The sequence below is a fragment of the Methylobacterium terricola genome, from assembly GCF_006151805.1.
In the GTDB taxonomy this organism is placed as follows: domain Bacteria; phylum Pseudomonadota; class Alphaproteobacteria; order Rhizobiales; family Beijerinckiaceae; genus Methylobacterium; species Methylobacterium terricola.
Window position 1 is genome coordinate 186,959 of record NZ_VDDA01000006.1, and the last position, 12,689, is coordinate 199,647.

The following is a 12,689-nucleotide window of genomic DNA, read 5'->3' on the forward strand; positions in this document are numbered from 1 at the left end:
CCGCACGGATGCGGCGCCTCGCCGCCCTGTTTAGCACCGTTGCGGCGCCGCACCACCGGGCGGCGGCGGAAAATGTCCCGCTCGGGGAGGGTCGGGACGGAGACGGAACATCGTGCCGGGGAGACAAGGCGCGTGCGACGGATTATAGGGAAACCGGGAAGGCGTATGCCGCCGGCGGGAAAGATCCGGCCAGGGCGGCGCCCGGGGGGGCGCACGAGTTCTCGTCCACGCCGGCAGCCGGAGAGCGATGTCGCGCCGAACCACCCTGGCCCTGAGCGGCGCCGTCGTCACGGTGCTCGCCCTCGCGGCCGTCTCCCAGCCCTGGACGATCGCCGCCCCGCGGGCGGCGGCCTTCGCGGAGCGGGACCTGGCCCGGCGCTACGGCCTCGGCCTCGCGGTGACGGGGCCCGCGACCCTGACCCTGCTGCCCGCCCCGCGCCTCAGCTTCACCGGGGTGCGGCTGCGCCGCGGCAGCCACGACCTCGTCGCGAGCGAGGGCCTGCAGGTGCAGCTCGGCCTCGCCGGGCTCCTCGCCGGCCGGCCGGAGATCACCGGCCTCGTCCTCGACCGGGCCCGCATCGCCCTGCCGGACGGGACGGGCAGCGACTGGGCCGAGCCGGCGGCCCGGCTCGCCACCCGCGTCGCCGCCGGCCGCGGCCGGCACCTGCGCCGCCTCGTCCTCGTCGACGCGACCTTGACCGGGCGCGACCCCCGCACGGGCCATCTCGAGACGGTCACCGGCCTGAACCTGATGGCGAACTGGCCGCGCCCGAGCGCCGGCCTCGACCTCTCCGCCGCCTTCACCTGGCGCGGCGTGCCGGCGACGCTCACGCTCTCGGACCTGCGCCCGCGCGAGCTCGCCGCCGGCGCCGAGACCCCGGTGGCCGTCGCCCTCGCCTGGAGCGCCGCCGGCCCGGGGGCTGCAGCGGCGAGGGCGGCCGAGGGTAGCGCCGAGATCGAGGGCACCCTGGTCTGGGCGAAGGCCTCCGACGCGAAGGAGGAGGCCGGCCCGCGGCTGTCGGGCCAGGGCCGCTTCGCCACCCCGTCCCTGCCCGACACCCTGGCCTGGCTCGGGATCGCGTCCGGCCCCGCCGCGCTCGCCGGCCCGGTGAGCCTGGACGGCCGCTTCACCGCCCGCCCCGGCGCCGTCGAATCGCCCGAGCTGCAGGTGCGGGTCGGCGACAGCCGGCTCGAGGGCGCCGGCGCCGCCTCCCTGGTGCGGGGGCGGCTCAACCTCTCCGCCACCCTGGCGGCCGAGCGGCTCGACCTGTCGGGCCTCGTGCCCGAGCCCGAGCCCGGCGGCGCCTGGAGCCGGACGCCGCTCGCCCTCGACGGGCTCACGAGCGGCGACCTCGACCTGCGGCTCTCCGCGGCGTCGGCCCGCCTCGGCCCGATCGAGGCGCAGGACGTCGCCGCCGGCCTCCTGGTGCGCGACGGCACCGTCGAGGCGACGCTCGGGCGCGCCACCGTGCAGGGCGGCACCGTCAAGGGCCGGGCGGCGCTCGCGGCCCTGCCGGCGGGCCTCGACGCCCGGCTCCAGGGCAGCGCCGACCGGATCGACCTCGGCGGCCTGTTCGCCGATCTCGGCTGGCCGCGCTGGATCCTCGGCCGGGCGCAAGCCTCGGTCGCCCTCGACAGCGCCGGATCGAGCCTCGCCGACCTCGTCGGCCGCCTCGGGGGCCGGGCTGCCGCCACGGTCGAGGGCGGGGAGATCCTCGGGTTGAGCCTCGCCGACCTCGCCCAGAGGCCCGACGCCGCCGCCACCGCCCTGCGCCGGGGCGGCCGCACCCATTTCGAGCGTGCCCGCGTCAGCGTGACGGTGAGCGATGGGGTCGCGGAGATCGGCCAGGGCCTGGTCCGCGGCGGAGGCCTGACGGCGAGCCTCGGCGGCCGGGTCTTCCTGGCCGAGCGGCGCCTGGGCGCCGAGGCCCGGATCGAGCCCGGGCCCGACGGGCGGACCGGGGCCTTCGCCATCGAGGGGCCGTGGCTGCGCCCGACCCTCCGGCCCCTGGCCGCCCGCCTGCTGGACAAGACCGTGCCGGCCACCACCCTGCCCGCCGCCGCCAGCGCCTACCTGCCCTGACGACCCCCGGGCAGCCTTGCGGGGGCCCGCCACCGCAAGGCTGCCCGGATTCGCGTCGTGCCGCGGGTGCTTGGCGCAAGACCCGCCACCACTCTCGCGAACGCTGCCGAGGCGCGTCCCGATGCCGGCCCGGATGCGACCCCGCCGCGCCGGCCCGTGGATCGGAGCCCTCGCCGCCCTGCCCTGCGCCGGCGCGCCGGTCCGGGCGCCTCCTGCGGTGGAGCCGGCCCCGGACGGATTCCCGGCGGTGCCGGCGACGCCGGATCTCTGGGTCGTGCCGATGAACGAGGCCCGCCCCATCGGGTGCTTCGCCCGCCTGGTCCCCGATTGCCCGGCCCAGGGGCCGGCGGTGGCCCGCCTCGTCGAGGCGGCAAGCACGGCAGCGTGCGCGTCGCCGCCGAGCCGTCCTTCCCGCGCTACGCCCCCGGCCACCTGCAAGGCCCGCAAGGTCGAGGGCCTGACGACGACCTTCGAGGGCTACGAGGGCCTCGACGCCTGCCGGGGCCTGACCATCGACCCGGGCGGCGGGGCCGGCCAGCTCGACGTCATGGTCTCGATCCGCTGACCTCCCGAAGGATCGACTCCACGAAGTCCGGCACCGCCCGGGTCGCCGGGCCGTAAGTCGCCGTGTCGAACAGGCCGGCCGTGTCGGAGGGGGCGAGGTTGATCTCGTGGGTCGGGATCCCGGCGGCGCGGGCCCGCGCCACGAAGCCCGCCGCCGGGTAGACGGCCCCGGAGGTGCCGATGGCGACGAACAGCGCGGCCTCGTCGAGGGCCGCGTCGATCGCCTCGAGATGGAGCGGCATCTCCCCGAACCACACCACGTCCGGCCGCATCCCGCCCCGCCGCCCGCAGGCCGGGCAGGCGGTGTCGAGGCTCAAGGGCTCGGCCCAGTCCCGCGCCGCGCCGCAGGCGGTGCAGCGCGCCCGCATCAGCTCGCCGTGCATGTGGGTCACCGTCCTGGAGCCGGCGCGCTCGTGCAGGTCGTCGACGTTCTGGGTGCAGAGGAACAACCGGCGGCCGCGGGCGGCGAGGCTCGCTTCCAGCCGCGCCAGCGCTGCATGGGCGGCGTTGGGCGCGGCCTCCCGCACGCCCTGCCGGCGCAGGTTGTAGAAGGCGTGGACCTCCTCGGGCTCGCGGGCGAAGGCCTCGGGCGTGGCGAGGCGCATCGGGTCGAAGCGCCGCCACAGCCCGCCCGGATCCCGGAAGGTGCCGAGCCCGCTCTCGGCCGAGATCCCGGCCCCGGTCAGCACGAAGATGGTCATGCGCGGCCCTCCCGCCCCGTCATGCCGGCGCCCATGCGGGCGTGTCCAGCGGGTCCGGACGAGCCCGTCCGACGGTGCCGGGGCATCCCGCGGCGAAAGACCCGCCGGTGCGGCGGTGGGCCGGTGCGGGCGGATGATTCGCGGGCGATTGTGGCAAACCTCGCGCCCCGCAGAACAATGCGGGCGCTGGACCGCACGGATGCCGTGACTGTGACCTCCGTTGAGACTTTATCAATTCTTGGCATGGACAATTCGGGTCACCCATCCTAAGTGAGGATCGTGCCCGCGCGCATGGCCGCGGGCAACTGATTCCGAACAGATCGCTTCAGGACATTCAATGACGCGCCACCGCGCGAGACCGTCATTCACGGTCGAGATCAAGCGCAGCCGCACTTCCCCCCTGATCGACAGCGAGCGGCCCCAGAGCGAGCCTCCCGTCGGCAAGCCATCCGCCGGCAAAATTCCAGCCGGAAAGCCCGTGGCGAGCCTCGCCGCGCCGGTCGATCCCGAGCGCAAGCCGGCCTCCCCCGGCCGCAATCTCTGGGCCGGGACGGGTCTCTTCGAGGAAGCCGCCGCCGCCACCCAGTCCGGCCGGTTCGACTCGCCGGAACTGTCGGTCTTTTCCAAGAATCCGGCCGGCCAGATCGCTTCCGGCAAGTCTGCTGCCGGCAAGTCCCCCCTCAGCAAATCTCCCCCCGGCAAGTCTGTCCCCGGCAAGTCTTCCGCCGACCGGACCCCCGAGAAATCCCCCTTCGACAAGACCGTCGATCAGGTCTTCGCGGCCCCGGCCCAGCAGGCCGCCCCCGCCAAGCGCGTCCTGCCGAGCCTGATCGCCCCGCCGGAGCCCGAGCCCGAGCCGGAAGCCGCCCCGGAGCCCGAGGCCAAGCTGCCCCGGGTGCGCCGCTACCGCGCCGCCGAGCCGGCCCCGCGCCGGGCCGCCGGCCCGCGCCCGGCCTTCGTCTGGCCTGAGGACTGGCCCGACGAGGCGCCGATCCAGACCCCCGCGCCGATCGCCGTCCCGGCCGTCCCGCGGATCGACTCGAAGATCCAGGTGCCCAAGGCCCAGGCGTCCCAAGTCCAAGTGCCCCAGGTTCAACTGCCCCGGGTTCAAGCGCCGACGTCGCAGGGACCGGACGCCGCGCCCGGGCCGCAGGGCTCCGATGCCGGCGAGATCCGCCTGCGGCCCAAGCGCCGCGCCGGCGAGGAAGACCTGCGCATCGGCCAGCGCTGGAAGCGCCGACTGCCCCGCGTGTGCTGGTAGCGCCGGACCGGGAGGGCGGGCCGCCCTACCGGCTCGTCATCCTCGATTTCGACGGCACCCTCGCCGACACCTTCCCGTGGTTCACCCGGGTGCTGCCCGGCGTCGCCGACCGCTACGGTTTCCGCCGCCCTGCGGCCGACGAGGTCGACCTGCTGCGGGCGATGGATGCGCGCGGGGTGATGCGGCGCCTCGGCGTGCCGGCCTGGAAGCTGCCGCTTATCGCCCGCCACATGCACGGCCTCGCCGTCCGCGATGCCGACGGCCTCGCGCCCTTCCCGGGCATCCCCGCCCTGCTCGCCCGCTTGGCGGCCGGCGGCGTCGCGCTCGCCCTCGTCAGCTCGAACCGCGAGGACGTGGTGCGCCGGGTGCTCGGGCCGCGGAGCGCCGGGCTGATCGACGTCTATGCCTGCGGCACGTCCTTGTTCGGCAAGGCGCGGCGGTTCCGCGCCGTGGCCCGCGGAAGCGGCCTGCCTGCCGCCGCCGTGCTGTGCCTGGGCGACGAATTGCGCGACCATGCCGCCGCGACGCAGGCCGGCCTCGCCTTCGGGGCGGTCACCTGGGGCTATACCGGGGCGGCGGCGCTGGCGGCCGCGCGGCCCGCCCACCTGTTCGCGACGCCCGAGGCGGTGGCGGCGGCGCTCCTCCCGGAGGCGGTGCGGGCGGCGTGACCGGCGGGCCGCCGCAGCGTGCTCCCGAGCGTGCGCGATGGTCCTGCCGGGTTTGATACCGCCGCGCCGTCGAGCGGATCCGTTCGACGGCGCAAGGCACGCCCGAACGGGCGCCGGCGCCGGGACGCCTTGGCATCGACGTGTCGATGCCAAGGCGCGAGGGGATGACGTCCTCCTCGTCATCCCCGGGGTCTCGTTCTCGGCGAGCCTCAGGGTGACGTCAGGATTTGACCTCGATCCCGCAAGATCCGACCGAGCGCTCGGCCAGTGCTGTCGCGATGTCCGGAAGGACTCGTCCGGACATCGTATCGGCAAAGACATGGCAAGACGTGGCCCGCGTCGAGCGGGCTTCAGTAATGCGGCACCGTCCGGTGCTCGACCAGCGGAGCCTCCATGCGGAAATGCAGGCCGGCCGGCTTGAAGTCGAAGCGGATGTCGGCGCCGCACTGCATGGTGAGCACCCGCTGCAGCAGGGTCGAGCCGAAGCCCTTGCGGGTCGGCTCCGCGGTGCGCGGGCCGCCGCGTTCGGTCCAGTCGAGGCGCAGGCGCCGGCCGGTCTCGCCCTGGTCGACCGCCCAGGTCACGGTGATCCGCCCCTCGGGCACCGAGAGGGCCCCGTGCTTGGCGGCGTTGGTGGTCAGTTCGTGGATCGCCATGCCGGTCGGCACCGCGAGGTCGGCGGTGAGCTCGACCAGCGGGCCCTTGAGCGCGATGCGCTTGCCGGCCTCGTCGTTGTAGGGGCCGAGCTCGTTCTCCAGCATCTCCTGGAGCGAGGCCATCTGCCAGTAATCCTCCGTCAGGAGGTTGTGGGTCTTGGCGAGCGAGATCACCCGGGCCGAGAAGCCCTGGTAGAACTCGTCGACGCTGGTGGCGCCCCGCGCCGAGGCGCCGAGCAAGGCCTGGACCGTCGCCAGCGTGTTCTTCACCCGGTGGTGCAACTCGCGGATCAGCAGCGCCTGGCGCTCGGCGGTCTGCTGACGCTCGTGCAGGAAGGCCGCGGCCTCGCGCTGGCGCCGCCGCGCCCGCACGGCGAAGCGGGTCGCGGTGACCAGGGTGGCGGGGTGGAACGGCCGCTCCAGCAGGGTGACGTTGCCGAGGGAGTCCATCAGCCGCGCGTCCGGCGGGGTCCCCCGCAGGGTGAGCAGCACGAACGGGTAATCCGACCACGGCTCCTGCCCGGCGAGATAGGCGGCGAGCCCGTGCCGGTCGGAGGCGCGCAGGGCCTCCTCGGTCAGGATCGCGCAGCTGCCCTCGTCGAGCCGGGCGACCAGCGCCGGCAGGTCGGTGCAGATCTCCGCCCGCAGGCCGGCCTCGTCGAGGATCGTGCCCGCCACCGCGGCGTCGCGCCCGGCGGGGGCGAGGATCAGGACCGGAGGATCACTCTCTCTCATGATTGCCCAGGTCCGGCCCATCCCGCTCGGCCAGCAGGCGGCCGTGATAGCTCGGCACGCCCGTCAGGACACCCCGGAACCCCGCCAGCGGCTCTCCGACACGCAAACCGCCGCCGTTGATCCGAAGTTCCCGGATGGTGTCCTCGTGCGGCCCCACCCTCTTCTTGACCACCGACACCGCCCGGCGCAAGTGCCCGTCGGCCTCGAAGAACCGAAACAGCACCACGGTGTCGCTGAGGTAGGTCAGATCGACGGTGGCGGACATCTGTCCGACGAGCCCGTGCTGCGCCAGCACCAGTAGCGTCGTCACGCCCAGCTGGTTCAGATAGGTCAGGATCTCGTGCATCTGCAGCAGCAGGTACTGCTCGCCCGGCATCGCGTTCTGGTAGCCGGTGAGCGAGTCGATCAGCACCAGGCGCACGTCCTCGCGCTCGACGGCGTCGCGCACCATCGCCGCGAGCTCGCCCGGCGAGACCTCCGCCGGGTCGATCTGCTCGACCCGCAGACGACCGTCGGCCATCGCCTCGGTGATGTCCATGCCGAGGCCGGCGGCCCGGCGCTGCAGGATCCCGATCGGCTCGTCGAAGCTCAGGATCAGCCCACGCTCGCCCCGCGCCAGCGCCGCCGTCATGTAGGCGAGCGCGGTCGAGGACTTGCCGACCCCCGAGGGGCCGAGCAGCATCGTGCTGGTGCCCCGGTCGAGCCCGCCGCCGAGGAGCGCGTCGAGGCCGTCATTGCCGCTCCCGAGGCGGCCGGGCTCGTAGGCATGGCCGTGCTCGGCGGCGACCAGGCGCGGGAACACCACGAGGCCGCCGCGGCGGATGACGAAGTCGTGGAAGCCGCCGCGGAAATGCGTGCCGCGCATCTTGATCACCCGCAGCCGCCGGCGCTCGCCGCCGTAGAGCGGCGCCAGCTGCTCGAGCTGGAACACCGCGTGGCAGAGGCTATGCAGGTTGAGGTCGTCCTGCTCGGCGGTGAGGTCGTCGAGGAGGAGCGCGGTGGTGTCGTGGATCAGGAGGTAGCTGCGCAGCGCCAGCACCTGGCGGCGGTAGCGCAGCGACCCCTGGGACAGCAGCCGGATCTCCGACAGGCTGTCGAACACCACCCGCTGCGGCTTGACCCGGTCGATCTCCGCGATGGCGAGGCGTACGGTCTCGCCGAGCTCGAGGTCGGAGGAATGGACGAGGCTCTGCTGCTGGCGTGGATCGAGGCTGAGCTCCGGCGGCACCAGCTCGAAGATCTCGATGCTGTCGAGCGACCAGCCGTGGCGGGCGGCCACCGAGACGAGCTCGCGCCGGCTCTCCGACAGGGTGATGTAGAGGCAGCGCTCGCCCAGCCGCGCGCCGTCGCGGAGGAATTGCAGCGCCAGGGTGGTCTTGCCCGAGCCCGGCCGCCCCTCGATCAGGTGGGCGCGGTTGGCGGCGAAGCCCCCCTCCAGGATGCTGTCGAGGCCCGGCACCCCGGTCGGGACCGGGGCCGCGTCGTCGGAGGGGTGGGTCACGGGATCGGGCATGAACGAGAGGCTGGCCTTCGTGAAGGGGCAGGGCCGGCTCTGTCTCGTCCGGCGCAGGTCGTCCGGCTTGTGGCAAAGAAATGCGGCGAGAACAAAGGGCTTGTGCGATCCCATCGCCCGGCCGGCGCGCATGGCGGGCCATTGTGGCGGAGAACCTGGGCGGAGAGCCTGGGCGGTGAAAAGCGCGCCGTCCCCCCTTGACGCGGGTCGGGTTCGCACGCATGTGCCCCTTGTCCGTGGCGGCCGACGATTCGGCCGTGCGCGACATCACCGGACATCCACGATCCCCATGCCCAGCGACAGTAGTCGACGGACCGTGCCGCCTCGGTGCCGCCTCGCGTGACCCGCGCCTGATCGCTGATCGGGCTCGCCCGCGACCGGCGCCGATGCGGCCGGTCGAACGAGGTGAGCCATGACCCTGATGACGATGCGCGCCCGCTCCGGCGCCGTACCCCGCGACCGCAGCGTCGTGGTCGTTCTCCTTCTCATGCTGGCCCTGGTCTTCGGACCGGCCATCGGCCTGCACGTGGCCGTCAACCTGCTCGGCCACGGCGCCGCACCGGACGGTCTCGCCGCCACCGCCACCGAGGCGCCCCGGGGGAGAGGCTGACCTGGGAGAGGCTGACCGGCGGGGCCGGCGTCGCGCCGTCCCCGTCCCTCAGGTCCGCCCCCGCAGGATCAGGACCGCGCCGGCGACGAGCAGCGCGGCCCCGAGCCAGGTCTCCATCCCGAGGGTCCCGCGGCGGCCGGTCAGGCCCGCCGCATCGCCGGCGATTCCCGCCGCCAACTGCCCCGCCACCACCAACGCCACCGTGACGGTCGCCCCCTGCTGGCGGTAGCCGTACAGGCTGGCGGCCACGACCAGCGTGCCGAGCAGCCCCGGCACCAGGAACCACGGCTCCGCCCGCTCGATCAGCCGCAAGGGGAAGGCCGGCCCGCTGCGCCAGGCCTCGACGAGGCCGAGCAGCGACAGCCCGACCAGCGAGTTGCACAGGAGCGCCCCGGTCAGCCCGGTCCCCCGCGCCACGATCGCCCCCATCAGCGCATTCTGCACCACCAGGGCGGCCCCGGCGACGAGGCAGAGGAGAGCCGCGCCGGTCATCGGGCGGTCCCCGCGGGCGGGCAATTGGGGCGAGATGGCATGGCGCGGCTCCTGTCGGGGTCGATTGTCTCCTATGATGGATATTTGTCAATTATCGGGGATGGGCGCAATCGGAAGCGTGGCCGGAAGGGGGTGATCGACTCTCAACCTCACCACCTTCCCGCACTCACCGAAACCCGCTACCCCTCGGGACCATGTCGACCCAATCCCTCCCGCACGCCCCCGTCACCGTCGCCGCCGGCGCCGTCCGCTTCGGCAACCACCTGCCGCTGAGCCTGATCGCCGGCCCCTGCGCCCTGGAGAGCCGCGACCACGCCTTCGAGGTCGCCGGCGCCCTCAAGGCGATGACGGCCTCCCTGGGGATCGGCCTCGTGTTCAAGTCGTCGTTCGACAAGGCCAACCGCACCTCGGCCGGGTCGAGCCGCGGCCTCGGCCTCGCCCAGGCGCTGCCGATCTTCGCCGAGATCCGCGAGACCCTGGGCCTGCCGGTCGTCACCGACGTGCACGAGGCCGGTCACTGCGCGGCCGCGGCCGAGGCCGTCGACATCCTGCAGATCCCGGCCTTCCTGTGCCGGCAGACCGACCTCCTGCTGGCGGCCGCCGCCACCGGCCGGGTCGTCAACGTCAAGAAGGGGCAGTTCCTCGCCCCCTGGGACATGGCCCACGTGGCGGCCAAGATCACCGGGGCCGGCAACCCCAACGTGCTGCTGACCGAGCGCGGCGCCTCCTTCGGCTACAACACCCTCGTCTCGGACATGCGCGCCCTGCCGATCATGGCGGGGGTGAGCGGCGGCCTGCCGGTGGTGTTCGACGCCACCCATTCAGTGCAGCAGCCCGGCGGGCAGGGCGCCACCTCCGGCGGCCAGCGCGAGTTCGTGCCGGTGCTGGCCCGGGCCGCGGTGGCGGTCGGGGTCGCGGGCGTGTTCATCGAGACCCATCCCGATCCCGACCGGGCGCCCTCCGACGGGCCCAACATGGTGCCGCTGCGCCAGATGCCGGCCCTGCTCGCCGAGCTCCAGGCCTTCGACCGGCTCGCCAAGGCACGGTCTTCGGACGGGGCCGGCGGCTGACGGCGAGGCGGCGGTCATGGACGCCGCCAAGAGACCTTCCGACGAGATGTCGTCCGACAAGATGCCTCCCGCCGGTGCCGCCGGCGACTCGCCCTCCCGCCTGATCGCGGTCCTGGCCGCGGGGGGCTTTGCCAGCACCTTCGCCGGGCGGGTGGTCGAGCCGCTGGTCGGCGTGCTCGCCCGCGACCTCGCGAGCCCGCCCGCCACCGTGGCGCTCCTCTCCACCGCCTTCGCCCTGCCCTACGCGCTGATCCAGCCGATCCTCGGGCCGGTCGGCGATGCCCTCGGCAAGGAGCGGGTGGTGGTGGCCTGCCTCTGCGTGCTGACCGTGGCGCTCGCGGCCTGCGCGGCGGCGAGCGACATCGGCACCCTGTTCGGCCTGCGGATGCTGGCGGGTGCGGCGGCCGGCGGGGTGATTCCGCTCTCGCTCGCCATGATGGGCGACCGCATCCCGATGGCGCGGCGCCAGGTCGCGATCGGCCGCTTCCTCGTCGCGGTGATCCTCGGCCAGCTCTCCGGCTCCACCGTCGCCGGGCTGATCGAGGGCGCGATCGGCTGGCGCGGGGTGTTCTGCCTCGCCGCCGGGGTCGGGGGGCTGGGCTTGCTCGGAGTCGCGATCGGCTTCGCCCAGCGCCTGCGCGCCGCCGGTGGGCGCTTCGCCCTCGCGCCGGCGCTGGCGCGCTACCGCGCCATCCTGCGCAATCCCCGCGCCCGGGTGCTGTTTGCCGCCGTCTTCGTCGAGGCGGTCGCGGTATTCGGCATCTTCCCGCACCTCGCCCACCTGATCGAGGCGCGCGGCGAGGGCGGGCCGAAGGAGGCCGGCCTGGTGCTCGCCGGCTTCGCCGCCGGGGGGCTCGCCTACTCGCTCACCGTCGGGCTGCTGCTGCGCTTCCTCGGCCAGACCCGGATGCTGATGGCCGGCGGCGCGGTCTCGGGCGGCGCCTTGATGGTGGTCGGCCTCGCCGGCTCCTGGCAGGCCGATGCCGCGGCGCTCGGGGCGCTCGGCCTCGGCTTCTACATGCTGCACAACACCTTCCAGGTGCAGGTGACCGAGGTGGCGCCGGAAGCCCGGGCCTCGGCGGTGGCTTTGCACGCCTTCTCGTTCTTCTGCGGCCAAGCGATCGGCGTCGCGGTACTGGGATTCGGGCTCGAGACGATCGGCCAGCTGCCGGCCCTGAGCGTCTGCGCCGCCGCGATCCTGGTCCTCGGGCTTCTCACCGCCCGCCGCCTGGGGCGTCCGGGCTGACGATCGAGCCGCCGGGGAAGTTCAGCCGGAGTTCAGGTGCCGGCCGCGAGGATCAGCGCCAGTCACGCCACCCGTCGCGGCCGCCGGTTCCACGATCCGGCGACGGCGCGGCGGGATGACCCCGGGACACGATTGTCGGAACTCTGCCCGGCCGAGGTCGTTATCGAGGTCATAAGGCTTCCACGCACGCAGGAGATCAACGATGCGCAAGCTGGCGATCATCCCGGCCCTCGCCGTCGCCCTCGGCGCCATGTCCACCGTCGCGCCCTCGCCGGCGCAGGCTCAGGGCTGGCGCGGTCACGGCTACGGTCATGGCTACGGTCACAACCACGGCTACGGTCGCGGCTATGCCGGCCGGCCCTACGCCTATGGCGGCCGTCGTCGCGGCATCTCGCCGGGCGCCGCGGTCGGCCTCGGCATCGCCGGGGCGGCGGTCGGCGCGATCGGCGCGGCGGCGGCGGCCGATGCGGCTCGCCGCAACGGCTACGGCTATTACGGCGCCCCGGCCCCGGCCTACGGGTATGGCTATTGAGGCCTGACGCGACATTGAACAGACGAAGGGCGGCCGGGGTGACCCGGCCGCCCTTCTCCGTTTCAGCCCCGCGCCCGGTACGGCGGCACGCCCTGGTCGGGCAGCCAGACCGAGGCCGGCGGGGTGCCGGTCTGCCAGAACACGTCGATCGGAATCCCGCCGCGCGGGTACCAGTAGCCGCCGATGCGGAGATACCGCGGCTCCAGGAGCGTGGTCAGGCGACGGCCGATGCCGACGGTGCAATCCTCGTGGAAGGCGCCGTGGTCGCGGAAGCTGTGCAGGTAGAGCTTCAGCGATTTCGATTCGACCAGCCACCGGTCCGGCACGTAATCGATCACCAGGATGGCGAAGTCGGGCTGGCCGGTGACCGGGCAGAGCGAGGTGAATTCCGGTGCGGTGAAGCGGGCGCAGTAATCGGTGTCCGGGTGCGGGTTCGGCACGCGGTCGAGCTGGGCCTCCTCGGGCGAGCGCGGCTGGGCGGTGGGCTGCCCGAGCTGGCGGGCATGCTGAGTCATGTCTTGGATCATGTCTTGGGTCATGGCCGCCATATAGTCCGAC

Annotated in this window: 13 protein-coding genes; 8 read left to right on the plus strand and 5 right to left on the minus strand. The window is 74.0% G+C overall.

Going from position 1 to position 12,689, the window contains the following annotated elements; translation table 11 throughout:
* Positions 1-247 precede the first annotated feature (247 nt).
* Both FF100_RS16500 and FF100_RS16505 read left to right on the plus strand, forming a co-directional pair.
* Complete coding sequence (locus FF100_RS16500) at positions 248-2,083, plus strand: AsmA family protein (RefSeq protein WP_139036772.1); 1,836 nt, start codon at positions 248-250, stop codon at positions 2,081-2,083.
* A 133-nt stretch (positions 2,084-2,216) separates the two neighbouring features.
* Positions 2,217-2,648, plus strand: a complete 432-nt coding sequence (locus tag FF100_RS16505) for a hypothetical protein (protein WP_139036773.1) — start codon at positions 2,217-2,219, stop codon at positions 2,646-2,648.
* Here the strand turns inward: FF100_RS16505 and FF100_RS16510 are convergent.
* A complete protein-coding gene (locus FF100_RS16510; RefSeq protein ID WP_139036774.1) occupies positions 2,629-3,348 on the minus strand; it encodes an NAD-dependent deacylase in 720 nt (239 codons plus the stop codon). The two genes, FF100_RS16505 and FF100_RS16510, sit on opposite strands and share 20 nt — an antisense overlap.
* Positions 3,349-3,685: 337 nt before the next feature.
* On the opposite strand from FF100_RS16510, the gene FF100_RS16515 reads away from it, so the two are divergent.
* Together FF100_RS16515 and FF100_RS16520 are read left to right on the plus strand one after the other, a co-directional pair.
* A complete protein-coding gene (locus tag FF100_RS16515) occupies positions 3,686-4,609 on the plus strand; it encodes a hypothetical protein (protein WP_139036775.1) in 924 nt (307 codons plus the stop codon).
* Entirely contained in the window at positions 4,600-5,277 is a 678-nt protein-coding gene (locus FF100_RS16520; protein ID WP_139036776.1) for an HAD hydrolase-like protein, read from the plus strand. The genes FF100_RS16515 and FF100_RS16520 overlap by 10 nt, the downstream gene beginning before the upstream one ends.
* Before the next feature lie 350 nt (positions 5,278-5,627).
* Here the strand turns inward: FF100_RS16520 and FF100_RS16525 are convergent, their stop codons facing one another.
* Entirely contained in the window at positions 5,628-6,668 is a 1,041-nt protein-coding gene (locus tag FF100_RS16525) for a sensor histidine kinase (RefSeq protein ID WP_139036777.1), read from the minus strand.
* On the minus strand, positions 6,655-8,181 hold the full coding sequence (locus FF100_RS16530; RefSeq protein WP_171070198.1) for an ATPase domain-containing protein: 1,527 nt from the start codon (positions 8,179-8,181) through the stop codon (positions 6,655-6,657). Before FF100_RS16530 ends, FF100_RS16525 begins: the two co-directional genes overlap by 14 nt.
* A gap of 412 nt (positions 8,182-8,593) precedes the next feature.
* Here FF100_RS16530 and FF100_RS16535 point away from each other — a divergent pair, with 412 nt between their 5' ends.
* A complete protein-coding gene (locus tag FF100_RS16535) occupies positions 8,594-8,791 on the plus strand; it encodes a hypothetical protein (protein ID WP_139036778.1) in 198 nt (65 codons plus the stop codon).
* 48 nt (positions 8,792-8,839) lie between these two features.
* On the opposite strand, the gene FF100_RS16540 is transcribed toward FF100_RS16535, so the two are convergent.
* Entirely contained in the window at positions 8,840-9,283 is a 444-nt protein-coding gene (locus FF100_RS16540; protein ID WP_139036779.1) for a DMT family transporter, read from the minus strand.
* A gap of 194 nt (positions 9,284-9,477) precedes the next feature.
* Between FF100_RS16540 and kdsA the strand changes: the two genes are divergently transcribed.
* From kdsA to FF100_RS16555, 3 genes are all read left to right on the plus strand, one after another.
* The gene (gene kdsA / locus FF100_RS16545) at positions 9,478-10,353 is read left to right on the plus strand and encodes a 3-deoxy-8-phosphooctulonate synthase (RefSeq protein ID WP_139036780.1); all 876 of its coding nucleotides are present in this window, start codon (positions 9,478-9,480) and stop codon (positions 10,351-10,353) included.
* Positions 10,354-10,399: 46 nt separating this feature from the next.
* The gene (locus tag FF100_RS16550) at positions 10,400-11,599 is read left to right on the plus strand and encodes an MFS transporter (RefSeq protein ID WP_425463321.1); all 1,200 of its coding nucleotides are present in this window, start codon (positions 10,400-10,402) and stop codon (positions 11,597-11,599) included.
* A gap of 202 nt (positions 11,600-11,801) precedes the next feature.
* Entirely contained in the window at positions 11,802-12,131 is a 330-nt protein-coding gene (locus FF100_RS16555) for a hypothetical protein (protein ID WP_139036781.1), read from the plus strand.
* Between the two features lie 62 nt (positions 12,132-12,193).
* On the opposite strand, the gene queF is transcribed toward FF100_RS16555, so the two are convergent.
* Positions 12,194-12,646, minus strand: a complete 453-nt coding sequence (queF, locus tag FF100_RS16560; protein ID WP_139036782.1) for a preQ(1) synthase — start codon at positions 12,644-12,646, stop codon at positions 12,194-12,196.
* Positions 12,647-12,689 lie beyond the last annotated feature (43 nt).

Coding starts and splice junctions, on each gene's coding strand:
- FF100_RS16540 (WP_139036779.1), bottom strand. CDS start 9,283: ATGACCGGCGCGGCTCTCCTCTGCCTCGTCGCCGGGGCCGCCCTGGTG.
- FF100_RS16535 (WP_139036778.1), top strand. CDS start 8,594: ATGACCCTGATGACGATGCGCGCCCGCTCCGGCGCCGTACCCCGCGAC.
- FF100_RS16510 (WP_139036774.1), bottom strand. CDS start 3,348: ATGACCATCTTCGTGCTGACCGGGGCCGGGATCTCGGCCGAGAGCGGG.
- queF (WP_139036782.1), bottom strand. CDS start 12,646: ATGACTCAGCATGCCCGCCAGCTCGGGCAGCCCACCGCCCAGCCGCGC.
- FF100_RS16555 (WP_139036781.1), top strand. CDS start 11,802: ATGCGCAAGCTGGCGATCATCCCGGCCCTCGCCGTCGCCCTCGGCGCC.
- FF100_RS16500 (WP_139036772.1), top strand. CDS start 248: ATGTCGCGCCGAACCACCCTGGCCCTGAGCGGCGCCGTCGTCACGGTG.
- FF100_RS16550 (WP_425463321.1), top strand. CDS start 10,400: ATGTCGTCCGACAAGATGCCTCCCGCCGGTGCCGCCGGCGACTCGCCC.
- FF100_RS16505 (WP_139036773.1), top strand. CDS start 2,217: ATGCGACCCCGCCGCGCCGGCCCGTGGATCGGAGCCCTCGCCGCCCTG.
- FF100_RS16525 (WP_139036777.1), bottom strand. CDS start 6,668: ATGAGAGAGAGTGATCCTCCGGTCCTGATCCTCGCCCCCGCCGGGCGC.
- FF100_RS16515 (WP_139036775.1), top strand. CDS start 3,686: ATGACGCGCCACCGCGCGAGACCGTCATTCACGGTCGAGATCAAGCGC.
- FF100_RS16530 (WP_171070198.1), bottom strand. CDS start 8,181: ATGCCCGATCCCGTGACCCACCCCTCCGACGACGCGGCCCCGGTCCCG.
- kdsA (WP_139036780.1), top strand. CDS start 9,478: ATGTCGACCCAATCCCTCCCGCACGCCCCCGTCACCGTCGCCGCCGGC.